Annotated in this window: 22 protein-coding genes; all 22 read right to left on the bottom strand. The window is 54.3% G+C overall.

The window, feature by feature from the left end:
- Positions 1-90 precede the first annotated feature (90 nt).
- Entirely contained in the window at positions 91-1,140 is a 1,050-nt protein-coding gene (locus tag E1757_RS31115) for an oligogalacturonate lyase family protein (protein ID WP_246079667.1), read from the bottom strand.
- Positions 1,141-2,201: 1,061 nt separating this feature from the next.
- A complete protein-coding gene (locus E1757_RS31120) occupies positions 2,202-3,674 on the bottom strand; it encodes a neutral/alkaline non-lysosomal ceramidase N-terminal domain-containing protein (RefSeq protein ID WP_133235647.1) in 1,473 nt (490 codons plus the stop codon).
- Positions 3,675-3,679: 5 nt separating this feature from the next.
- Entirely contained in the window at positions 3,680-4,939 is a 1,260-nt protein-coding gene (locus E1757_RS31125) for an AGE family epimerase/isomerase (RefSeq protein WP_133235649.1), read from the bottom strand.
- A 74-nt stretch (positions 4,940-5,013) separates the two neighbouring features.
- Positions 5,014-5,841 (bottom strand): carbohydrate ABC transporter permease, encoded by an 828-nt coding sequence (locus E1757_RS31130; protein ID WP_133235651.1) that lies wholly within the window; start codon positions 5,839-5,841, stop codon positions 5,014-5,016.
- Entirely contained in the window at positions 5,838-6,761 is a 924-nt protein-coding gene (locus E1757_RS31135; RefSeq protein WP_133235653.1) for a carbohydrate ABC transporter permease, read from the bottom strand. Before E1757_RS31135 ends, E1757_RS31130 begins: the two co-directional genes overlap by 4 nt.
- Before the next feature lie 41 nt (positions 6,762-6,802).
- A complete protein-coding gene (locus tag E1757_RS31140) occupies positions 6,803-7,558 on the bottom strand; it encodes a glucosamine-6-phosphate deaminase (protein WP_246079668.1) in 756 nt (251 codons plus the stop codon).
- Positions 7,559-7,577: 19 nt separating this feature from the next.
- Positions 7,578-8,582 carry a LacI family DNA-binding transcriptional regulator gene (locus E1757_RS31145; RefSeq protein WP_133235655.1) on the bottom strand — a complete coding sequence of 335 codons (1,005 nt, stop codon included), beginning with the start codon at positions 8,580-8,582 and terminating at the stop codon, positions 7,578-7,580.
- A 73-nt stretch (positions 8,583-8,655) separates the two neighbouring features.
- The gene (locus E1757_RS31150; protein WP_133235657.1) at positions 8,656-9,504 is read right to left on the bottom strand and encodes a sugar phosphate isomerase/epimerase family protein; all 849 of its coding nucleotides are present in this window, start codon (positions 9,502-9,504) and stop codon (positions 8,656-8,658) included.
- Positions 9,505-9,524: 20 nt separating this feature from the next.
- Positions 9,525-10,715 (bottom strand): DegT/DnrJ/EryC1/StrS family aminotransferase, encoded by a 1,191-nt coding sequence (locus E1757_RS31155; protein WP_133235659.1) that lies wholly within the window; start codon positions 10,713-10,715, stop codon positions 9,525-9,527.
- A gap of 41 nt (positions 10,716-10,756) precedes the next feature.
- A complete protein-coding gene (locus E1757_RS31160) occupies positions 10,757-11,782 on the bottom strand; it encodes a Gfo/Idh/MocA family protein (protein WP_246079669.1) in 1,026 nt (341 codons plus the stop codon).
- Positions 11,783-11,795: 13 nt separating this feature from the next.
- Positions 11,796-13,136, bottom strand: coding sequence for an extracellular solute-binding protein (locus tag E1757_RS31165; RefSeq protein ID WP_133235663.1), 1,341 nt, complete (start codon positions 13,134-13,136; stop codon positions 11,796-11,798).
- 335 nt (positions 13,137-13,471) lie between these two features.
- Entirely contained in the window at positions 13,472-14,671 is a 1,200-nt protein-coding gene (gene nagA / locus E1757_RS31170) for an N-acetylglucosamine-6-phosphate deacetylase (RefSeq protein ID WP_133235665.1), read from the bottom strand.
- Positions 14,672-15,319: 648 nt separating this feature from the next.
- Positions 15,320-15,928, bottom strand: a complete 609-nt coding sequence (locus E1757_RS31175; protein WP_133235667.1) for a nucleotidyltransferase family protein — start codon at positions 15,926-15,928, stop codon at positions 15,320-15,322.
- Positions 15,907-17,028, bottom strand: a complete 1,122-nt coding sequence (locus E1757_RS31180) for an XdhC family protein (RefSeq protein WP_133235669.1) — start codon at positions 17,026-17,028, stop codon at positions 15,907-15,909. Before E1757_RS31180 ends, E1757_RS31175 begins: the two co-directional genes overlap by 22 nt.
- A 29-nt stretch (positions 17,029-17,057) precedes the next feature.
- Positions 17,058-19,283 carry a xanthine dehydrogenase family protein molybdopterin-binding subunit gene (locus tag E1757_RS31185; RefSeq protein WP_133235671.1) on the bottom strand — a complete coding sequence of 742 codons (2,226 nt, stop codon included), beginning with the start codon at positions 19,281-19,283 and terminating at the stop codon, positions 17,058-17,060.
- Entirely contained in the window at positions 19,280-19,768 is a 489-nt protein-coding gene (locus E1757_RS31190) for a (2Fe-2S)-binding protein (protein ID WP_133235673.1), read from the bottom strand. Before E1757_RS31190 ends, E1757_RS31185 begins: the two co-directional genes overlap by 4 nt.
- Before the next feature lie 17 nt (positions 19,769-19,785).
- A complete protein-coding gene (locus tag E1757_RS31195) occupies positions 19,786-20,745 on the bottom strand; it encodes a substrate-binding domain-containing protein (protein WP_133235675.1) in 960 nt (319 codons plus the stop codon).
- 67 nt (positions 20,746-20,812) lie between these two features.
- Entirely contained in the window at positions 20,813-21,655 is an 843-nt protein-coding gene (locus tag E1757_RS31200; RefSeq protein WP_133235677.1) for an FAD binding domain-containing protein, read from the bottom strand.
- A 13-nt stretch (positions 21,656-21,668) separates the two neighbouring features.
- A complete protein-coding gene (locus E1757_RS31205; RefSeq protein ID WP_133235679.1) occupies positions 21,669-21,980 on the bottom strand; it encodes a 2Fe-2S iron-sulfur cluster-binding protein in 312 nt (103 codons plus the stop codon).
- 2 nt (positions 21,981-21,982) lie between these two features.
- A complete protein-coding gene (locus tag E1757_RS31210) occupies positions 21,983-23,704 on the bottom strand; it encodes an FAD-binding protein (RefSeq protein ID WP_246079670.1) in 1,722 nt (573 codons plus the stop codon).
- A 16-nt stretch (positions 23,705-23,720) separates the two neighbouring features.
- Positions 23,721-24,500, bottom strand: a complete 780-nt coding sequence (locus E1757_RS31215) for a LamB/YcsF family protein (RefSeq protein WP_133235683.1) — start codon at positions 24,498-24,500, stop codon at positions 23,721-23,723.
- Positions 24,501-24,580: 80 nt separating this feature from the next.
- A partial coding sequence (locus tag E1757_RS36280; RefSeq protein ID WP_220446560.1) for a hypothetical protein occupies positions 24,581-24,804 on the bottom strand: 224 nt, incomplete at its 5' end.

Here is a 24,804-nt window from a genome sequence, read left to right on the forward strand (position 1 = left end):
ACGTACGAAACCGCAGCGATTACAAATAATGGATATCCGCGCAAAAAAATGATACGTGCCCATCGGCCCAGCAAACAGGGGCTTGAAGCCTTATTGAGCCGGGAGCTCGGGCAGTGCGCCGGCCTGCTCGGGGATATCCAGCATATACAGGTTGCCATAGCCGTTCTTATCCGTCGTAAACAGCAGCCTGCTCCCGTCCGGACTAAAGCGTGGATGCGCATGAACGTTTTGCACATGGAAGCTGCAGCGATGCTCGCATAATATTTTGGGCCGGGTAAAGCCGCCGTCCCTCTCCTTTTTCCAATACACCATAACGGTAAGCGGCGACCGTCCGTCCGCGACGACCCGGGAGAAATCGTTGGAATGGGCATGCCAATTGCGGAACGCGAACTCCACCTCCTCCAGACCGGTGTTATCGGGCTTGATACGGCCGATGAATCCGGTGCCGTCCGCCCGGAAGCCGTGGTAGCCTATCGACTCCCCGTCCTGCATCCAATATTCATGACCGACCATTTCACGCTCTTCTTTGCGCTCGCGGATTTTCCATGCTTTTCCCGAAGCAAGATCATATCCCCAAATCCGGTGATCGACCAGCTGCCAGGGACCTTCATGACAAAAGGTAATAAGCCCCGGGTTCGTCGGAGAAGTATTGATGTGTCCGATCCAATTATAGTCCTGAAACAGGATTTCCGCTTGGGCTTGGCTGCCTTGCGCGGGTATGCGGATAATTCGGCAATCCGGCTTCGCCTCCATAATTTCTCTGTGGCCGACATAGCCGTTGCCGAGATCGATGCGGATCGATTGCGACAAATCTTCCGACAGCACCGTAATCACATGGCTGCCGTCCGAGGTACAGCTTAATTGTCCCAAATGATAGCCTGGCGGGGCTTCATACAGCATCGTTTCTTCCAAGGTCGCCAAGTCCAGCTTGATTACCCGGTCGCTGCAGCGGTAAAAAGCTTCGGTGCCCTGCGGATTCAGGCACACGCTGATGCCGTTTCTTCCGGATAAATCCGTCAGCTGCCTGATTTCTCCCGATTGAACATGAACGCCGTACAAGTTGGTCGCATTTGTTCCGGTCGGATATGAATAAAATGCGCTGCCCCCCGTCGTACCAGCCGTTTTCGGTAAAGTATACATGATAGCTGTGCGCCGTATAATCCGTCAGCTGCGTGATCGGCAATCCGGATAAAGGGTCCAGGTAGGACTTCTTCTCCGACGGCCAAACCTTTCCCTTATTTCCTCCTGTCATTTTCGCATCCTCCTTATTTTACCTGCTTATTGAAGCAGTTCTTACTATATCCGCATAAAAAGGTGCACACAATCTAACTTTTTTGCATCGCCCGGTTTTATGGATAGCATTTTATTGCAGCCGCAGCTCATTTTTGCGCGCGGCTTGTTTTTCTGTCGGAAATGAAGAGAACCGTCCGAAAAAAAAACGGGCAATCTCTCGATGCATAAATCCCTACGTTGTGCGCTCCGAGAAATGGGTATGGGGTTCCACGCGTTGTTAAAGCCGTGTACCTTTGATTAGACCAGGCGGTGGAACACGGCTTCAACAACGGTTTTTCACACCAGGCGGTACGGTTGCATGACAGCGATCGACCTCATACGCCTGTAAACTTCCCCACCCCACTCCTTACTTTGTTCACCGATGGGCCGGTAGAGCTTTATAAGTAACGTTTGCTCGAGGCCGCGGGTAACGGACTCAGATGCCGTTATTTGGCCCATTTTCTTCCTTTCCGCGTTTAACGGACAGGAAAGCCGCTGTATGGCGCTCCTGCCACTATTTGCACCATCTGCTGCGAAATAACGTCACCTCGGTTCGTTACATTTTAAAAACCTACGTTTGGCCCAAATTAAGGGCTCTGGAGTCCGTTACGATGATGGCGCCGCCCTACGGCAACGAAAACAGCCCGCCGTAAACGTAAACGGCAGGCTGTGCATCCTATGTTTCAACTATCGCTTATCAAGAATAGATGGCCCCAGCAAGTAATCGATAATCTGGTACGGTCCGAAATGCCACCAGCTCATAACGATCCAATTCGGGGTAAATCGAATCTGATTGTTGCGCACCGCCTTCATCGTATGCTGGGGGCTGGGCCTCGCAGGCTCGCAAAAGCGACAATCAACAGGAAGGCGATCATCAGACTTGCCGTTATTGCCAACCGGCGGCATCCGGCAATATAGCTCTGACCGCTTCAGCCCTCAAACAAACCGTCCATCGCAGCGCGGACCGTTTCCTCCGTTTCCGCGGCGAACGGGGCGGGCAAGCCGAAATAATAAATGAAATCGACGGCTTCATAGCCTCCTTCGGCGAGCTGCTCCCGGGTGCAGACATAGCCGAGCAGGCCGTTGCTGTAGCCTACGGGGAGCACGCTTCCGGCGAAGCGGCTTTTGACGTAGGCGCCATAGGCGCCAGCCAGCTCAGCGTTCGCGGCCAGCAGCGTACAGCCCTGCGCGAGCTCAATCGCGCTCAGCTCCAGCGCCGCGGGCCGATGCAGCCGCTCCGGCTCTGCGAGCAGAAACCGGCTCCAGGCGGCTAGCACCTCGCGGTCCGGGCCGAGCTGCTTGAGCTGCCCGGCGGCCGATGCCGGCTGTCGGCCGGCTGTCGCGGCGGTGGCCGGAGCCGCCGTGAACGCATCGATGGCGGACGGCCGGGACCCGTTCGGGGACCCCACAGCGGCGGATGGCGCTGCCGTCCCGTCCCCGGCGCCGCCGGCGTCTTCCTGCAGCCCGGCTGCGGCATACCGCCTCAGCTCGTCCGTCGCCGGCGCAGGCTGCGCGGGCAGCCGCACCTGCCGCGTAACCGCGCGCAGCGAGCCGACCGCGAGCGGCTGCATAGAACGGGCAAGCACGGCCTGCACCTCGTCCGCCAGTTTTCTCCCGAGCTGCCGAATCTCCGCATCGCTGCCGCGATAAAAGCCGCCGTCGCGTACAAGCGACGGACGCACATCGCCGCAAAAGCCTTGCAGGAAGGCCGCGACGATACCGTCGTCCGCTTCTTCTTCCAGCATATCCATCGCCGTTCCCGGATACTCGGAGGACAGATCGTTGTCTCCTGAAGTCGTCGGATGGCAAGCATAATGAACGAGCAGCGCCTTCGTCCCCCTATCGGGAACGGCAAAACGAAGCACATTGACCTCCGAATCGACCGCGACATGCGGATTCGGAGCCATCATGACGCCTTCTTCCGTCATCACGCGGCGGTATACCCCCATTTCACATGAACCTATGCCTTTTTCCACCGTAACCGGCTCGAACGTCTGCGCAGCCTGCTCGACGCCGGCGACAATTTGTCGTTCCAAATACGCGACATATTGAGGATCGGCACTGCCCAGCATCGGTGTAAACAGATTGGACGTCTGCGGGCCGGAATGGCTGTGCGTAGCGTGAAACAGCAGCTGCTCGTCTTGAAGACCGAACCGGCTGTGCAAATGTGACCTTAAACCGACAAGCGTATCCGTACCGAAACAGAGCAAATCCGCGGAGACAACCAAGCATTGTGCCCCGTTTTGCCGGCGAAAATACAGTATACGGGCATGAATCTCCCGTTTGACGCTTTGAAAATCGCCTGTTCGGTGGCCGTATCCCGCAAGCGGCAGCGGATGGAGCGGGGTGATGTTGATTTTGGCGCAGCCCAGCTGCAGCATATCGTCATTCGCAGCGTCCACAGCGCTTACCCCCTGTCAGGCTGAGCGGACTCCGCCGCCAGCAATTCAATAATGAGCAGCATATTGCGCAATATATGGTAAGGGTCCTTGACCGGTAAAGCAACCAGCTTCTGCTCAGGCAGGCCCTGCCGGTTGCGGATTTGAATCCATTCGCCCACCGATTCATCCGGGTTCGGAAACGTGCGGAACACGTATTCGCTCATCCGTTCGCAGCGGACCAGCAGCTCCTCGCGCCCTGTAAGCCGATGGGCAAGCAGTAGAGCATACAAGGCTTCCGAATGCGGCCACCAAATTTTCATATCCCATGTATCGCACACAAGCGTTTCGTAACGCCCGCCTGAAAGGCGTCCTTTAGGTGCACCTCCCTCGCAGTCGACATAGCGCAGCAAGCCGCCGAATTCCTCGTCCCAGCCAAGATCGAACGCATTCCGTACGACGTCCGCGGCTTTACCGACAAGATCATACCGCCCTGCTTTCGTCGCTTCCGCCATGACAAACCACATGCATTCCAGCGAATGACCCGGGGTTATATGCCGGCTGAGCAGCGTATCGCTGTCCTCCGGCCGCTCGGGCAGCATTTCGCGGATCAACCCGCCACGGAAAAATCGCTCCATGACCGCTTCCATCGCCGACAAGGCGAAGCCTCGAACCTCCTTCGCGAAGGGATGGCCGGCCGCCTCCAGTGCATCCGCGAGCTCCTGATACATGTTCAGCGATATCATCGAAACCGAGTGCGCTTCGTAGCCTTCTGGAACCGGATAAGGCTCGCTGCGAACATCGCCCTCGGCCAACCGTTCCCTGATCCGCAGGCCCAGCTTCAAGGCCGCTTCCAACACGTCCGCATCTCCGGCGACGCGGGCATATTCGGCAAAGCCAAGCACCACGAAGCAGTCGGCATAAAAGCTGGTATCGTAGCCTTCTCCCGCAACCGGCTCCTTCTTCCCCCCGTCAGCGGCCAGCAAGTACGCGCAATTTCCGTTGTCCAAAAAAACATGACGCTGCAAAAACTTCACCGTCTTGCCCGCATGAGCGAGCAGCGAAGCTGCATCGCCGGACAAATATCGTTGGCGGATCAGCGCCGACATGCGGGACAGCAGCCAAATCATCCGCCCTTGCGACCATGTGTACTTGTCGGTGCTAATCAGCTTGGCGCCCGAATTATCGAAGCATGTAAAGACGCCTCCATGCTCGTGATCAAGTGCCCGTTCCCAGAACGGAAGCAGCACCCGCTCCGTATGCTCCCTGAAATATTCAAACGAACTCATCGTCCTTGCCTCCGTTCATCCAGTTCTTATCATAGCAATCTTCTTCATTCATCGGTTGCAGACATGTCCCGCGCTTACTTGCTTCCCGTCATGCTGACGCTTTGAATAATGTGCCGCCTCAGGAAAATAAACACAACCAGAATCGGGATGACCGAGATGACCGAGCCGGCGGACATGACCGACATGTCGATTGAAAACGAAGACTGGAACATGGCGAGCCCGAGCTCCATCGTAAACATCGACTTGTCTCCGACGACAAGCAGCGGCCATACAAACGCATTCCACGCTTCGATAAAAGAGAAAATGCCGAGCGCGCTCATCGGGGCGATCATCAGCGGAATGACCAGCCGGAAAAAGATTCCCCACTCCGACGCGCCTTCCACTCTGGCCGACTCCAGCATCTCGTCGGGAATTTGCTGGATAACGTTTTGCCTCATAAAGAAAATACCGAAGCTCATGACCAGGTAAGGCAGCACCAAGCCTCCGAATTTGTTGAGCAAACCGAGCTGCTGCATCTGCATATAGAGCGGAATCATATAAATTTCAAACGGTACGATCGCCGTCGCCAGAAACAGGGAAAATACAAAGGTTAACCCGAAATATTTGTATTTGGCAAAAATAAATCCCGCAATGAGCGACGTAAACACAATAGCCACAGCGGATAATGAGGCCATTTTCAAGCTGTTCAGAAAATAAATATGGAACGGGGCCGTCTCGAATACCGCTGCAAAATTGTTGAAATTGAATTGCTTCGGAATAAACGTTGGAGGCCATGCGTTAATTTCGGCAGGCGTTTTGAACGCCGTCGCCACCATCCAGAGGAACGGAATGACCATCACTACAGCCCCTATACTTAAAACGAGCATGGTGAGTGCATCCAGTATCCGTTTCCTGCGCTTCATCGTTTTTTCCTCCTTCCGGACGCCGTATTGTCTTTGGCCAGCATCATTTGCACGGCTGTGAGCACGAGCACGATCAGGAACAGCACGAACGCTTCGGCCGATGCGTATCCCATCTTGTAATAGCGGAAAGCATTTTCGATCATGTCATACACAAGCACGCGGACTACATAGCCCGGAGCGCCTTGAATGTCGGAGGCCAAAATGTAAATCTGGCTGAATACGTTGTAGCCGTGAATTAACGTTATGATCGATACGAATACAGTAATCGGCTTAAGCAGCGGCAGCGTAATGTACCAGAACGATTTTATACCCGTAGCCCCGTCGATCGAGGCCGCTTCGTAATTTTCCTTCGATATTCCAGTCATCCCGACAAGGAAGATGATCATGTTGTAGCCGATCGTCTTCCACACCGTCAGTACAATGACCGAAACGACCGCCAGCACCGGATCGAACAGCCATGCCTGCGGCGGTATGCCGAAAAACGACAGGAAATAATTGAGCAGGCCTGTTTTGGAATCGAGTATCCATTTCCATGAAACGGCCACAGGCACCATCGGCGTAATGTAAGGCAAAAAATAGAGCGCTTCGTACCACGCTTTAAAGCGAATTCCGCGATGCAGCAAGCTGGCTACAACGATCGCAATCGGGACGCTGAAGATGAGAATGCCGAAGGCGATGATTGTCGTATTTTTAATCGCTAGCAGAAACGGTTCGCTTTTCAGCAGCTCGACGTAGTTTTCCATACCGATAAACGGCTTGTTAATGGAAATGAGATCCCACTCGAAAAAGCTGATATATACCGTTTTCACAATCGGTATGAATCTCAGGTATGCGTAAATGGCAATAATCGGCGCCAGGCCCAAGATGCAAAACCAGTGTCCGGCATTCAACCGGAATTTTTTCTTCACATGAGCTGCCATCCGCTCCCTCCCCTTTTCTTCCATTCTCATTTGGTTGATCATTACAGCAAGGACGCGCTCTCTGCGTCCACATACATGCGGCACTCCTGAGCGGTACGCAAAATCGACGCCGGACATTGCTCCGTCACCGGCCCGAGAACGGCGTCGCGGACGGCTTGCTTCTTTCTATCCCCCGGTACGGTGCAAAATATAAAGGATGCCGACAAAATTGTCGGAATAGTCAGACTTATTGCGGTAGACGGAACCCGCTCCAGACTGTCGAAGCATCCGTCGTTAACCTGCTGCTGCCTGCTGACTTCATCCAAATGTACGCTTTTGACCGGAAGCGGATCGTTGAAGTTGGCGACATGCGGATCGTTAAAGGCGATATGTCCATTTTCTCCGATGCCGATGCAAGCGATGTCTACCGTATGGGCAGCCAGCAGCTCCGAATATCGTCGGCACTCCCGTTCCGGATCGCTCAGCCCGTCAATCGCGTAAAACCGCTTCGGCTTCCGGCGCTCGAACAGCCTCTTTTTTAAATAGAAGGAAAAGCTTTGCGGCGCATCGGCCGGCAAACCTACGTATTCGTCGAGATGAAAGCATACAACGCGGTCCCACGGAATTAAATCATCATTGCAAAGAGCGTCCAAAAAATCGTTTTGAGAGGGTGCGGATGCGAATACGACGGTAATGTATTCTTTATTCTTCAGCAGCTTCAGCATGCGGTCTCTGACATCGGCAGCGACAGATTTGCCCATCGCTTCACGTGTTGAATGAGGCAATACCGTAAGTTGATTTATCGTTAATGGTTTCACAGTGCTATCTCCATTTCTGCTACGGATTTATGTTTTTGACCGACGAGCGGACAACCAGTTTCTGGTCGAACATAATATGCTGGTAGTCCGTCAAGCGTCGTTGAAAAATACGGTCGAACAAAGTCCAGCCAAGCGCCTTTCCCGCCTCGTAGGTAGGAATTGACACGCTGGTCAACGGAAAAGTCGTTAGGTCGATATCGTCGAAGCCGACGATGGACAAGTCGTCAGGCACGCTTAGGCCCGCATCCATAAATGCCCGGATGACGCCAATCGCAATGACGTCGTCGAAGCAGATCAAGGCAGTCGGGCGCTCCTCCGCGTCCACAAGCAGGCGGCCGATTTGTTGACCGTCCGCCAAGCCGTTCGCCTCTCGGAAAACATGGCGCTCATCGATCGGCAGTCCCCGCTTGTTCATGACATCGACGAACGCGTCATAGCGGAGCTTCGACGCTCTCGATGTCTTCAAACCGCAGACGAAACCGATGCGGGTATGCCCGTTTGCAAGTATATGTTCCGTTACTTGGCGACCGCCGTCATAATCGTCAAATTCAAACGTATCGCATGCGAGTCCAGGTATTTTCCCGAGCAGCACAAACGGCATCTGCTGCCGCTGCAGGGCAAAAATATGTTCGAAAGCGACATCCTCCAGCAAAGGGGCGATAATCAAGCCGTCCACTCGCTTGCGCACCATCGCTTCGATATGCTCAATTTCCGTATCATGCTCTTCGCCGCTGCTGCACAGAAAGACGGTATACCCATGCTCTCTGGCAATTTCCTGAACCCCTTTTGTAATATGATTGTAGAAAGGATTCGTAATATCTTTTATGATCAAACCGATTGACCCCGTCGAACGCGAGGAGAGTCCTCTTGCGATTTCATTGGGTACATAGCCATGCTCCTCTGCAGCTTTGAGCACTTTCCGCCTCGTTTTCTCGGAAAAGCCGCTCTTGTTGTTGAGTACGCCGGAAATCGTACTTTTAGCAAGCCCGGTAATGCGGGCCAAATCGGAAATAGTCGTGTTCAAAAACTTGCTCCTCCTTACAAAACGTCAAAAACCGGTTCGTTTGTTCGCGGACGGAGGAGACCGTGAGTGCCGCTCAGAAAAGCAGCCTCCGCAAGCCTGCAAGCGTCTCGTCCGTCCCGTCCATTGCTGTGCCGCCAGGCGGAATATAATGCGTTTCAATCGTGTAAAGACCTTGATACCCGTCGTCTTCCAGCGCCCTGATCTGCTTCGGATAGTCGACGGCGCCCGACCCGATCGGGACGCAGCGCCCCGTTCCGCCGGCGTCCGTGAAAGCATCCTTCAAATGAACGTGGCTGATCATATCCTTTACTTCCGCGTAGCCTTCCGGAAAAGCGGACTTTCCGCCGTACGCTTCATTCCCGGGATCCCATAACGCTTTGAGCGCATCCGAGCCTACCAGCCTGACGATATGTCCGACTTCGGAGGCGCAGCCTCCGTTGCAGGACGGCTCGTTTTCCAGCAGCAGGGTCACCTGCTCCCGCTTCGCGAGCGCCGCAGCGGCTTTCAGCAAATCGACGATTTCCGGCAGCGCCCGGCCCGGGTCCTTCTCCCGCCAAAACGAGAATATGCGAATCCGGCTTGTATTCAGCCTCGCGGCAATGCGAATCGCCCTGGCAAGCATTTCGAAATGGGCGTCCACGCTCAGCTCCTGTTGTCCGAAGGTGTCTCCTCCGGCCACAGGCCGGCTCGCATCCAACGCGCATTTGAACACCGGGGAAGCGATGGCGGAAATGTAAAGTCCCCTGCGCTCCGCTTCCTTGCGAATCCGCTCCAATGTCTCTTCGGCCGCATCCATGATGTTGCAGCCGTCGACGGTTCGGAGCTCCACATGGCGCAGCCCGTTTCGTTCGGTCCAATCCAAAGCTTCCCCAATATTTGCAGAAACCTCATCCGTCAATACACCCAAACGATCCCAGATCATGCATATATCCCCTCATTATCCTATATCGATTGTACGACTTTTTGAATTGCCCGTGCAATATCTTGCATATCCGCTTCGTCGCCGAGCAGTACGTTTTGAGGCAGCCAGAATGCTTCTTTCCCGCAGGCCGCTTCAGCGACTGGGCAAGAGAAGACGCGGCTTTCTCCGGTCCATTTTCGGATACCGTCTATTATGGCCCGGTTTTGGTGCAGAGCGACATAACCTTCATGAAGCGGAATGCCTTCCTTATTGACTTTTTCGCAAAAATCGCGTTTTGTCGTCTTGGCGGCTTTCTCCGGCTGCAGTCTGAACAAGTATAGGTGATAAGCATGCCGGGTCACCTGAGGCTCCGAATCCAGCACCCGTACCCCGTCGATACCGTTGAGCAGCCCGGTTAAAATAAGTGCGTTATTTTCGCGGGCACGCATCTGCTCTTCAAGCCGGCTCAGCTGACCGAGCAGTATGGCCGCCTGCAGCTCGGTCATGCGCAAATTCCAGCCCACATGCTCATGCTGATACCATTCCCCGCTGCGGATACGTCCGGCGTTGATCAGCGACCAGGCCATATCGGCAACCGCATCGTCGTTAGTCAAGATCATGCCGCCTTCGCCGGAATTGACGTTTTTGGAGCTTTGGAAGCTGAACGTCCCGCAGTCTCCCAGCGTACCGACGCCCTGTCCGTTCCAGCTTCCCCCGACGGCCTGCGCCGAATCCTCAATGATACGAAGACCGTGCTTGACGGCAATTTCCTTAAGCCTCGTCATGTCGGCAGGACGGCCGCCGATATGAACGGGCAAAATCGCTTTCGTTTTCGGTGTAATCAGCGCCTCGACCCGTTCCGGGTCGATCAGCAGCGAGTTCTCTTCCACATCGGCAAATATCGGGATCGCCCCGAACATCAGCGGTGCGGACGCCGTCGCAAAAAAAGTGTACGGCGGAATAATCACCTCATCGCCCGGACCTACTCCGCAAGCTTGCAGCGCAACCGTAATCGCCACGGTACCATTGACGACGCTGATGGCGTGCTTTGCTCCGTGAATGTCGGCAAACTGCTTTTCCGCTTCGGAAAGCTTGACTCGTCCGGTTCCGCCCCATTTGCCCGAATGCAGCACCTCCAGCAGCAGCTTCTCCTCCAGCTGGCCGTATATCGGCCAATCCGGAAACGGCCTCGTTCTTACGGGCGTTCCCCCGTCGATTGCTAAGCGGGTCATCGTATTCTCCTCCTGAACTTATGCGATTTTAGCAGACTCGTTTAACGAAGTATAACTTCTTGTCCCGATCTTGCAGACTCGTATATGGCCAGAATCAGATCGACCGATTTGCGCGCTTCTTCCCCGTTTACATGCGGCTCGCGACCGGTTCGAACGGCTTCGATCATATCGTTGATGTAAAAGTAATGTCCTGCTACCGGCAGCTGCTGCGCGCTGCTGCTGGTGGCTCCGAAGCCGAGGGTGTCCTCGTATGCCGGAGCCGCTTCTTCGCTCCCCATAAACTTCCACTGTTTAATGCCTTCATCGCCAAATTCGATCGTGCCCTTGTCGCCGTGAAGCTCGAAGCGCGTTTCCTGGCCCGGATAGACGGAGGTAGCGCCTTGAATGACGCCGAGCGCGCCGCTTTTGAATTTGAGTGCGACCACCGCCGTGTCCTCCACCTCAATATCGCGAACGAGAGTCGGACAATAGGCGAATACCGAGGCGACCTCACCCATCATGTACTGCAAAAGATCGATACCGTGAATGCCTTGATTCATCAGCGCGCCGCCGCCGTCAAACTCTCTGGTGCCGCGCCAGCCTCCGCTTTGATAATATTCACGGCTGCGATAATATTTTAAATAGGCATTAGCCATTACCGGCTTTCCGAGCTTTCCGTCCAGCAGAGCCTGTCTCGCATGCAGCATGGCGGGCATGAGCCGTCTCTGGAATACGCAGCCCAGCTTCAGGCTGCGGCTGCGGCAAGCATGTATCATCTCCGTCATCCGTTCCGCCGCCACCTCGAGCGGCTTCTCGCACAGTACATGCTTGCCTGCACGGGCGGCAAGCATGACGCCTTTGCCGTGCAATCCGCTTGGCGTGCATACGCAGACGACATCCAACTCCTCAAGCTCCAACATTTTCGCATAATCGTCGAATAATTTGACCTTGGCGTCTCCATCGGCCAGCTCCGCCGCCTTATCGAGGGAGATGCCGCATACGGCCGCCAATTCCCCTTCGGGATGCAGCCTGATGGCCGCCGCATGATAGCGGGCAATAGCTCCTGTGCCGACAATTCCGAATTTCATCGTCTTGTTCATCTTATTCGGCCAAATGTCCGGCCTTTTTCAGTATATCGTTGGTTTCCTTCGCCGCTTCGTTCAGGAAAGCTTTCATCTTCTCCGGCTGATCGACGAACGAGGCATCGGTAAAGCCTTTCGTTGCCAGCTTGTCGGCAAACTTTGTCAAGATTTCATCGAACTCTGGAAGATCGGGATACATCTGCAAGTCCTGCTTGGCGAAAAATCCTTGGTATTGCGGGAAGTCCTTGTACACGTCGCTCATATCCAAATCGGATCTTGGCGTCAGCCAGCCGCTCATCGATACCATCGACTTTTGGTTTTCCGGCTTGGTCAGGAAGCGGAGGAAATCCCACGAAGCTTCCGCCTTCGCTTTATCTGTGCCTCCGACATAGTAGTTGACCAAGGAAATAACGTTCGCTTTAAGCGGTGCAGTCCCATAGTTCAGATTCGGCGCTTTCGTCTTTGTGTCCATAATGACGTTGGACTCGCGGATATAAAAGGCAGCCAGACCTGTCTGGAACGCTTCCGTGTCATGCTTCAGCTTCGGATCGTCGGTTTTATACTTATGCACCATATCCACGTACATTTTCAGCGTTTGGTAGCCTGCTTCAGTATTGTAATCCGCTTTGAATTTGCCAGGCGAAATCTCTTTGACGATGCTGCCTCCGCGCTGAGCGAGAATATTCCAGAACTTCTCGCCGACGCCGCTGCCGCCGCCGCTCAGACGGAGGCTCATGCCGGCTTTCTCCAAATTGCCTGAAGCGTCTTTTTTGGCCAGCTTTTGCGCATATTCGAGAAACTGGTCAACGCTCGCCGGCGGTTCTGCAAGCCCCGCTTCCTTCAGCATATCCTTGTTATAAAAAATAGCTCCTGCGCCTTTGATGAACGGAACGCCGTATGTTTTGTTGTCTACCTTCGTTTTGTCGACGATAATTTTATCGTACATGCCGGAACCGATCTGCTGGCCAATATCGTCGGGAGCTGCCTGCAGCAATCCGCCCTGAATGTAACGGAGCGCCAGATTCGGGCTCATCGGCACGATGTCGGCGGCATTTTTGGCGGGAATGGCGGCCGCTACCTTCTTCTCGTAATCGCGCAGCGGGAAGGAGGATACTTGAATCGTGACGTTAGGTTTTGTCTTCTTGTATTCTTCCGCCATTTTCTTAAACCACGGATCAAGCTCGGGATAACCCGTCCAGACCGACACTTCAACCGGCTTCGCATTCGCACTGCCGTCTCCGGAACCGCCGCTCCCGGCGCCTGCCTGCGGAGGCGTTTCTTTTCCGCCGGAGCAGCCCGCGAGCATCGCAGATGAAGCCAATATTCCGACCAACGTACCGGACACCCATTTTTTTGACATTTACATACACTCCCCTCAAAATGTGCGATTCAGCAATTAAGCCCAAACAAATTAGCAGAATATTCAGTATTTGAACCGGTTCAAATTTATTCCAAAAAAATAAATTTCATCGCCCTCCTTAATAATGTCATTAAACATAACATAAATAAATAGATCTAACAGGTTTCTTACGATTATCATACATTCTCGATACATACATGTCAATATACATAACAATTAAATAGCATCATCTGATTTTGTAACCGTATACATTTATATATTACAATTACTCGCGTGTAAAAATCAAGATTTTTCAATAAAAAATTTGTACCGGTTCAAAAATAGACCGCAATAACTTATTGCAGCCTGAACACCGTCTCTCCCCGTTTAATGACTTCGCGAACTTCCATTTTTAACGTATTCGGCTCCAACGATATCATGAGCAAGTCCGCGATTCGATTCACTCCTATTGCTCCAAGGTGCGGATTTCCGATCAGCTCGGCGGGCTTGGCGGATGCAAGTGCAAACGATTCGGCAAGCTGCGCCCCGGTAAACCGGCTGTAGCCTCTTACGCAATCCAGCAGCGACACGGCTGAGCCTGCCAGCAGCAAGGGGTTGGCCCGCGTTTGCAAGCGTCCGGATGGCAGCAGCTCGACTTCGCCTCCGACATGCGTTTTGTATACGCCGGGGGGCATCCCCGCCAAATGCACCGCATCGCTGACAAGCACCAGGCGCCCTTGCTTAGATCTGGCCATCACGTTGACGACAGAAGGATGCAGGTGGTGGCCGTCCGCAATGATGCCGCATGTCAGGCGATCCTCCGCCAGCTGCGACCAAATATAATTCGGATGTCTGGGCAGTACCGGGTGTGCGCCGTTACCCAGATGCGTCGACATGACTGCGCCTGCATCCGCAGCAGCGGTTATTTGTTCATGGGTTGCAGCGGTATGGCCGATACATGCAAGAATACCGTTCTGGACGAGCTGACGGATCATTTCCACCGCTCCGGCGCGTTCCGGCGCCAGTGTCACCATGCAAATTTTGTCGCCCGACGCTTCATTCCAGCGCGAAAATTCATTCCAGTCCGGGTCTTTGATATGCTCCCTGGGATGAGCTCCCCGCGGTCCGTCCTCTGCGGACAAATAAGGCCCCTCAAGATGAATGCCAAGCACGCATTGATCGACAAGCGGGTCTGTCTCACAAGCAAGCCTTACCGCTGTGACGCAAGCCATAATCTGCTCGTCTCCGGCCGTAATAATTGTCGGACAAAATGACGTCGTTCCTTTTTTCAACAGCTCGCGGGTCATTTGCCGGATCGCTTCCACCCTGGCTTCCATTGATGCGCCCGCCAAATTCACATCGTACCCGCCAAATCCGTTCACCTGCAGATCGACCAGACCGGGCGCAATCCATAGTTCCTTGCCAGCGTCTTCGGAACGTTCCGTTTCCTCCGGAACGACAGCCGCAATCATCCCGTTTCTCAGTCTGATGGATGTGTATGCACCCGTACCTATAAGCCGGCCGTACAGCCGGCTTGGTGTCGTTTGATCATTCATTTCGTCCGCCTCCTCGATCGTTTAACTTCTTGGCGCAAGCGCACCGCGGCCGGATATTCGCCATTCCGATTCCGCCGCGGCTCAATCATTGGCCGGTTAGCAACATTATACAGACTCGGTCAGGGAGAAAGTCAAGTACCTCGTACAGAGCACCGGCGTATCCGACCTCAACCGCTCCGATCAATTTTAAGAAAACCGCCTTGCTGCCTCCTTGGTGTAGGATATACGTTTGAGCGTTGGGAGGGATGGATGTGGGGTTACAGCCGTTGTTGAAGTCGTGTTCCTTCGATTAGACTAGGCAGGGGGAACACGACTTCAAAGACGGCGTAAACTTTCCACCCCACATCCATGCCCTCTTCAACAAACGAAGAGACATCATGCCGCCCAGTACGTCCAGGCAGATGATGTCTCCATTCAAATATCGTCATTTCCGGTGCAGCGATCCGATTTCCCAATACATGCGGATCCTAGGGCACGCACTTGGGCGCTGCATATCTGTCGGGCCGGCCCCAACGCTTTATCGCAAGCAAGGTATCATCGGATGACGCCGCTACCGCAACAGACCCGGAGCCTTATTTGCAGACAATCGATGGTTCTTCAAGCGTAACGAACCGACGGCTTCTCGGTCTGTTACGACGCAGCCGCCGCTTATTCCGCAGCGCCGCGATCCCGCAAATAATTCCGGTAATCGTCCGGCGTATCCAGATCGGGCGGCATGGCGGAGCTGACGTCAATGAATTGTACAGCCGCGCTGTTTTGACGTATCAACAGCTTCGCTCCGCTGTCTCCTTCGAGCTGCAGCAGATCGGCGAATAACGCCCGATCGAACATAACGGGATGCCCCGGCTGTCCGCGGTACCGGGCTTGCAGGATGGGACTGCGGGTACGCCGGTAAGCCGCCGCCATCCGGGTCATGACCGCCGGATCAAGATCCGGCTGATCCCCCAGTATCACCATGACTGCGCCTGCTCCGCAAGCCATCGCATGTTCGATCCCTGCGCGAATGGATGTGCTCATGCCTTGATCCGCTTGCCGATTCTCAATCCAGGCGACCGGCAGCTCGGCGCATTGTTCCTTCATCCGCGGCTCATCCGTACCGACGATGCCGACATGAACGCCTTCGGCTTGCACGGATACGGCTTTTTGTGCGACGAACCGAATCAAGCTCTCTCCTTGTATGGGCAAGAGCTGCTTCGGGCTGCCCATCCGCTTCGACTGTCCTGCGGCAAGAATGATTATCCAAATGGATTCGGACATGACTGTTCCTTTCCGGAATCGAAAGCGAAACTCATCCCCATATTCAACGTGTTCCGCATGGATTCCCCGTTTCTCCCATTCCAATGCGCAATCATTTCAGCCATGATGCTGAGCGTAATTTCCTGCGGCGTTTTCGCTCCGATATCCAAGCCGATGGGAGCATGCAATTTCTGCAGCCATCGCGCATGAAAATCGTCCGCATTGCCTGCAAAATCCACAATTTTGCGAATCCGGCTTCTCGAGCCCAGTACCCCTATATAGGCAACGCTGTCTTGAGGCAGCAGCTGCTTGACCGCCTCCTGATCCAGCTCCAGATTATGCGTCATTACCACAACATAATGCCGGGGTGGAATGGGAAGACCAGAAAAGTCCGCTCTCGGAACATAATGCAATTCATCGGCGGCGGGAAACCGTTCTTTAACCGCCCGCGAAGTTTCATGATACACGATGCGAACATGCCATTCCATCATTTTGGCCATTTGGCTCAGAAGCTCGACATCGGCTCCCACGCCGATAATGGTCAGTCTTGGCACAGGCTGGATCGTTTCCACGAGCGCTTCCACCCGCTTGCCGTCAATTAACGCCTCAGCGATCCCTGTTTGGGCGTCCGGCAGCGCGAATTCCGAATATGCAACGCCTGCCGGCACATTCCAGCGCTGCCCGGAAGCATAAGCTCCGGGATGCTCGGAGGTCATGACGGTGAAGGCATAATAAGCGGCGGTACAACCCGCTCTCGCTTCATAATCGTGAAGCATCGCTTCGGCCGCGGCCGGAAAATTCACCGGGTCGAACAATTCCAGCCAAACCGTTATCGCGCCATTGCATCCTATTCCCAAGCCCCACAGATCGTCTTCGCCCGCGCGGAAATCGTAATACAGCTTCTGCGGCCGCCCGGATTGAAAGATGCCGTAAGCATGCTCCCGAATATCTTCTTCGATGCAGCCTCCGCTGAGGATGCCGATGATATCGCCGTTCGGTTGGATGATACAACGTGCGCCCTCTTTGCGGTAGGCGGAGCCATCGACCCGAATGATCGTCGCGACGACGCACGGAAGCTGTTCGTCTCTGCAGGTTCTAAGCGCCGATATGATTTCTTTCATCCAGTATACACCTCGTTTGCGGGGAAGGGCTACTCATGGAGCAAGCTCCAGACGCGTTCTGCGGAGAGCGGCAAACGATAGGCTCGCTTGCCTGTCGCATGAGCAATCGCATTGGCGATCGCCCCTGGCACCGGATCGAGAGCCACTTCACCGATCGACTTGGCGCCCATCGGACCGTTCGGATCGGGTTCCTCGATAAACGCAATCTCAATGGGCGGAATATCTTTCGCGCCCGGCATCCGGTAATCCATCATCGACGGATTTTGCACGCGGCCTTCTTTGACTACGAAGTCCTCCATCAGGACCCATCCTATTCCTTGCGCGACTGCGCCAATGACTTGACTTTTCGCCATCGTTTCATGAATAATCGTACCCGAGTCATGGACGGCCCAGTAGCCGATCATCCGGCTTCTGCCGGTCTCCGGATCGACCTCCACCTCGGCGACATGCGCGGCAAACGGATAGTTCGGCGACGGATTGCCGAAATAGGACGCATCCGGCATTTCCGTATTCGGCGTATAGGTCATCTTGACCGTAAACTCATCGCCGGCATGTCTGGCCCGGTACCAGGCGGAAATATCTTTCAAGGAGTAGCTTTTCCCCTCATGGGAAACGACGCCTTTACTGAATACAGCGCCTTGGCCCACCGCTTGCCGAATCAGCTCGCGAATCTGCTGCAACATTTCCTGCGAAGCTTTCATCACGGCATTGCCGCCCATGACGGTGCTGCGTGAAGCCAATGTGCCGATGCCAAACGGGTATTTTCCGGTATCGCCCGATTTTACAATAATAAGCTCCTCCGGAATATCGAGCACTTGACTGGCCATTCTGGCATAGGTTACGGACATCCCCTGCCCCAGCTCGATTTCGCCGGTCTCCAGCTCAATTTCCCCGGCAGATGTGACTCTCAGCACGGCCGTGGAGCCGTCAAACCTCGGATCGATCGCTCTGAACCCGGAAACATGGTTAGCCAGAGCCAAGCCTAGACCGCGGTTTGGCGGCAATTGATCGCGGCGTTCCCAGCCCGATATTTCCTTTACTTTTTCAATACATTGATCCAAATTGCACGTATCGAGCTTATACCCGTGAATCGTCGTCTCGCCTTGCTTGACAATGTTTTTCAAACGGATCTCCGCCGGGTCCATGCCGAGCCCGATTGCCAGTTCATCGATGACGCTTTCCAGCGCGAATAACGTCTCCGCATTGCCGAACCCGCGCATGCAGGTTGTCGGGCTGTTATTGGTGTAACATAGATGCCCTTCGGCCTTGATGCTGCCGAAATTGTAGATGCAGTCCGTGCGCGTGCAAGCGGTCATCAAGACGTTGGGGCTCCAATATATTCTGGCGCCCGCATCGCCGTACACGATCAATTCCTTATATAAAAAAGTGCCGTCCTCAGCCGCGCCAACCTCGATATCATATGTCAACGGGACCCGGGGATGTGCAGTCAGCATATCTTCGGCGCGGTCCAGTATCATTTTGACGGGACGGCCTGTCTTCATCGCCAGTGCCGCCGCAGTCAGATGCAGCTTGAGCACATATTTGGAGCCGAACGAGCCGCCGATCGGCGGAACGATAATTCTTACCTTGTCCTCAGGCAGACCGAAGCCTGCCGCATATGTTTCTCTGGCGCGGTAAGGAATATGCGATGCCGCCCACAAGGTGAGCCCGTCTTCCTCCGACCAGGCGGCCAGCACACCGATCGGCTCCATGTGTCCCTGATAAATGCGGTTCGAATGGTACCGTCCGCCGCGTACGATATGAGCGTTCTTCTTGGCCTGCGCCGTGTCGCCTCTGTCCACAAGCACATGCATCTGGCGGTTGCGCTCCACGCCCGGGTGAATTTCCGGTACGGAATCGAGCAGCGAATCCTCCGGGTCGAAGACGGCCGGGAGCTCTTCGAATTCGACTTCGATCAAAGCAAGCGCACGATCGACCGCTTCCTTCGTTTCAGCTGCGACAACGGCAATTTCATCGCCGATAAACAAAACCTTGTCTTTGGCCAAAATGTTCCAGTCTTTGAATTTCGTCGGTCCAAATTCATAATGAGGCACATCTTCGCCCGTCAAAACAGCAACCACGCCTTCAGCCTCGCGCGCCTTGCTTACATCCAATTTGACAATTTTGGCGTGGGGCAGCGGGCTGCGGAATGTTCCTCCAATCAGCTGACCGGGAAGGTTCATATCGTGCAAATATTGGGTTTTACCGGTTACCTTCGTTTCCAGATCATTCTTCGATTTTCTCGGCTGGATCATTCTTGCGCTCCCTTCTCCGCAGCAATCACCTGTTCAACAGCGGCAATAATGCTTTGGTAGCCGGTACAGCGGCACAAATTGTTTTTCAAAGCCGAGCCGATATCGCCGCCGAACAAGGATCGGTCCTGCAGCCAGGCCCAGAGCGTCACCATGATGCCGGGCGTGCAAAACCCGCATTGAACGCCGCCTGTTTCCAGCATCGCTTGGACAAGCCGTCCGAAATCTTCCTCTTGCGAGAGCCGCTCAATCGTTTGGATGTTATGGCCTTCGGCCGAAGCAGCGGGGATCAGACATGAAACGACAGGCTTTCCATCCATAAGGACGGTGCAAGCGCCGCATTCGCCCGTTCTGCAGCCGATCTTGGTGCCTGTAAGTCCCAGCCGCTCCCTGAGAAGATCGGCCAGCGTCTCTGTAAAGTCGCCCGCAACCTGTGTATCGCGGCCATTTATCGTCAGGTTCAATGTATTCGAATGCACCATGCTCATCGAATTCAGTTCCTTTCTCATGTATGCAGTACCGAGGGATGGAATATTTGCTCAGGGGTCAGCGTCTTGTTCAGCATTCCGTCCTCCTGCAAATAGGACATAAACAGCTCAATCTGCTGCCAATTGGCTTTCATGCCATACGGCCAAATATCGGAATTCATCAGCTTGATGCTTTGTTCGACCGATTCCCATATCCAAGGTGCGGATGTGTTGTTTTTAATCGTTTCCAGCATTTGCTCTATACTTTCATTTTTACGATTCAGCATGAGTTGATATAATTGCAGCGGAAGCTCGGGATGCTGCCGTACCGTTTCCGCCTTCAACGAGACAAGGTGCATGATGGGAAAAATGCCCGTTTTTTTATAATATTCCCGCTCCGACCCCCAAACATCCGGGAACAACCGGCGAATCGCGCCGCCTTCTCCCGAAGCCGGGAAATAGGCGGCAGGCGGACGGCGCGCCGTCATAACGGCATCCACCTCTCCCTGGATGAGCGCTTCGAAAATATCGTCGCCCGCGCCGCGCCGTGCAGGCGTATCAATCGGCACCCGCTCATCGCGGTAGGTGAACCATGACATCTCATCGCCCGCAATGCCCCATTCATGCCGAAAAAACCCGCGCACCCACACGGCTGCCGTCATCTGGTACTCGGGAAAGCCGAAGCGCCGGTTTCTCAGCTCGGACGGATGCACCCATGGACTGTCCGCTCGCACATATATCGCATTGTGGCGGAAGGAGCGCGACAGAAAAACAGGTATAGCGGTCAGGCGCTTTTCTCCTCTGCCCAATGAAATTAAATAGGAAGCCAGCGAAAGCTCTGCGACATCATAGACGGCATMCGATATTTGATTCACGAATATTTGTTCCACCGATGCTTTTTGAGGCTCCAATATGAATGGGGGAAGCTTCTCCTGTCCCGACATGATTTTCTGGGTTCTATCACTTTCCGACATGGCTATCGTCAGTTTTTTTTCCATCGTTGGCACCCCTCCGCAATTATAAAATTCATCGTCATCCATTCCTTGCAGCAACAGCGTTTCGACACTATTCCATACCTAACAGTGCCTTGGCCGCACGCTCCACATATACTTTCACCATCGCTTGACGGTATTTCGCGCTTGCCCGCACATCGGTAATCGGCTTGCTGTGCGCCGCATACGACTCCGCTATCGCCGTCAATTTCCCGGCGTTCAAGCCGCCTTTCCATTGATGCTCCAGCTCGGGAAGCGTATATGGAACCGGGTTCGCCGCTCCGACCGCCGCGCTTGCCCACTCGACCTGATCGCGGCTGCCTTTCACAATCAGCGCAACCGAGACGATCGAAATGTCCGTGGCCCCCCGCTGGTCATGCCGCAAAAAGATTTGCGGCACATCCAGACAAGCTTGCGGAATGAGGACCGACGTGATCATTTCATTAGGCTTCAATGCCGTTGTTCTCGGTCCAAGCAAAAAGTCGGAAATCGGGATGCTTCGGCTTCCGTTCGCGCTGGACACACGGATGACGGCTTTGCATGCCGCCAATGGGACGACCATATCCGCGGCAGGCGACGCATTCGCCAGATTGCCTCCGATGGAGGCGCGGTTCTGAATCTGCCAGCCTCCGACGATGCGTGCCGCCTGCTGCAAGGAAGGAAAGCATTGCGCGCGTTCGTCCTGCCAAAGCTGAGAAGCGGTTACGGCTGCCCCCAATACGAGCCCCTCTTCGGTCCGTTCGATTTGCTTCAGCTCCTGAAGACCTTGTATATCCAACCAATTAGCGGCATCGGCGGTACGCTTCCGGCTCTGCCAATTGACAAACAGATCCGTTCCGCCGCAAACAATTTTCGGTTCGTACTCATTCATCCACTTCAGCGCTTCATCCACGCGCTGCGGTTTAAGCCAGGCCATTGTTCATCACATCCTACTCCAGTGAAGTCGCTAAGTCTTTGATCCAGGGAAGGCCTGTCAATGGCTCAATATGGACCCTGGAGTCAGGCACCGCCCGAATGCTGCACAAGTAACCCGCTTTACCGTCAACGACCGCCATGCACTCCTTGCACGCATTGGCCGATCTGCAGGAATACCGGACGGAAAACGACGTATCTTTATGCTCGCGAATCCAAAATATGGCATCCAGCAAACTCATGCCCTCGCGATAGGGCACCTCGTAATCTTCGGTTCTTCTCCCCGTTTCCGAATCGCCGCGGACGACATTTAATGTTACGATCGACATCTTCATTGGTCTCCTTTGCTCGGTTGTTTAAGTTCAGGCAACGGAATTTCCTGCATCGTCCACTGACGGCTTGCATCAAGCTGAAACTTCGTGCTGACCGCCGTTTCATAGGACTGGTTATAATCCAGACGAACATGCGCGCCTCTGGATTCGCGTCTGGCCAGCGCTCCGATAATGATCGACTCGCTCAGCTTCAGCATATGGATCAATTCAATCTTTTCTACTAACGTCAGCGCATAGTAGCTCTGCTTGGCCAGAGCGACCCCTTCCACCCGCTCGCCGAGCTCGCGAAGCCGGTCCAAAGCGCGGCTTAAGCTTGCTTCCGTACGAAGCGGTCCGGCGCCTTCCCACATCAGCTTCTGCAGCTCGCGTTTCACGGATAGCATGGAAACCTCGTCTTTGTCCACTTCTCGGGGATACCAGAGCCGTTCCAACCGTTTGAGCTCCTGCTCCAGTTCGGCCTGCAAACGGTCCGATGCCGGTTTGCGCCCGACTTTCGATGCGACCTCTGCGGCAATCCGGCCCGTTACCAATGTTTCCGTAATGGCATTGCCGGACAACCGGTTCGCGCCATGCATCCCGTAGATCAGCTCGCCGCAGGCGAACAACCCGGGTACGGTCGTCTCCATGCTTGTATTCACCCGAATCCCGCCCATTGTAAAATGAGCCATCGGCGCTACCTCGACCATGTCCTTGGTCAAATCGACGCCCTGCTTGTTCAAAATATCGATGACCGGCCCGAATGCTTCCTTCAATTTGGCCTCGGGCACCATGCGGAAATCGAGATAGGCGCCGCCATGCGGCGTGCCTCTGCCCGCTTCCACTTCTTTAAAGATGGCATAGGTCGTCTGATCGCGCGCAGCCGTATAATTACCGGCGACTTCGTTATTATATTTATCCATGAATTCCTCATGGTTGCCGTTCAACAGCCGCCCGCCCAATTTATACCGGAACGGGTCCCACATAATAGGATCGATTCCAACCAATGGAGGATACAGATGGGCAATCGGGAAAAATTGAACCATTTCCATATCCCGCAGCTCCGCTCCGGCTTCGGCTGCCAAAATAAATCCGTCGCCTGTCATATTCGCCGATGCGCTGTTTCGTTCATAGATTTCCGTCAATCCGCCGGTTGCCAGAATGACGGCGTTCGCTGCGATGATAACCGGTTGAAATTGTTCCATGGCAAAACCAACCGCGCCCACGACCGCTCCATTTTCCACAACCAGCTTCGTGATCATAATATTTTTGAGCCGCTCAATGGAGTCGTCCTTCCAGATCGCTTTTCTTAGGCCTGCCGACGTGGCCCCGCCCGTGTTCAAAATATCCACGTATACGCAGCGTTTGCGCGAATGGCCCGGCGCCACCACCTGGGAATGCTTCCCATCCGGCGTTCTTGCCCATTTCACCCCATAGCCTTCAACTTCCAATATAAGCTCCGGGCCACGGTCCACAATCGCTCGAACAATATCCGGGTCCGCCATGCCGCGGCTGCCCTTCATCGTGTCCTCAAAGTGGATGTCGGGATTATCCTCCTCGGCATCGCCCAGTGCAACTGCGACTGTCATTTGCGCCAGAATCGTTGCGCCTCCGCGTCCAACCAGGCTTTTGTCCACCAACACGACTTTAGCGCCTTCATTGGCTGCCGCTTTTGCAGCCATCATTCCGGCCGCACCCGATCCGATTACTAGAACATCTGTATTCAACTGTAAAGGGTTCATCATTATGCTCCTATCTTTCTCAGGATTTGCCGGAGATTGTTTTTCCAATCGATTGGACGGTAATGCCGGCTTGTTTCAACGATTCGTTAATGTTTTGAGCGAATTCGAGCGCATGTGCGCCGTCGCCATGAATACAAATCGTATCCGCTTGAATGCCGATGTCTATATTTTGCCGGGATAAAATCTTTCCCTCGTTAACCATGCGAATCACCTGCTTGACGGCCACCTGGTCATCCGTAATCATGGCATCCGGCTGCCGTCTGGACGTTAAAGAACCGTCCGACTGGTAAGTGCGATCCGCGAATACCTCGCTGGCCGTACGAAGTCCGGCTTTTTCGCCCGCCTTGATCAGCTCGCTTCCCGCCAATCCGAACAAGATCAGCTCGGGATCTACCTTGTACACCGCTTCCGCGATAGCCTCGGCCAGGCCCGGATTGACAGCCGCCATGTTGTAAAACTCGCCATGCGCTTTTACATGCTGCATCGTCCCGCCCTCGGAACGGACAAATCCCCACAATGCGCCGATTTGATACACGGCGATCTCATACGCTTCCTTCGGGGATATATCCATTTTTCTCCGGCCGAAGCCGATCAAATCCTGCAAGCCCGGATGAGCGCCGATGCCGACTCCGTTGTCCAGAGCGAGCTTCACGGTCTTTCTCATCGTGCCCGCATCCCCCGCGTGAAACCCGCAGGCGATATTGGCCGACGTCACATATGCCAATATTTCAGCGTCCCTGCCCAGACTGTACGCTCCGAAGCTTTCTCCCATATCGCAATTCAAATCGACATATCTCATGAAAATTCCTCCTCGTATAGTATTTCTTGAAGGTTGTTGTTGGGCTAATTTCCAGTACCCTAGGGTACTGGCGGCCGCCTTCAAAATTTCCAATTTGATCTTTGAAAAATAAATGAAAATCTTAAATTGGGACTGGACTTTTCGTGATGCTTCCAGACAATGAATCTTAGGGTCATTCGGGGAAATTCTTTTTCCTCCTGTAGTTCAACTACTTCATAAGTCTGTTTCCCTGGCACTCGTGCGGCACTTCTTACCCGCTGGCTGTTCCCTCCGGCAACCCATGCCCGAAGATAGCAGCTTCGGG

The organism is Paenibacillus piri (assembly GCF_004354045.1).
Taxonomy (GTDB): Bacteria; Bacillota; Bacilli; order Paenibacillales; family NBRC-103111; genus Paenibacillus_S; species Paenibacillus_S piri.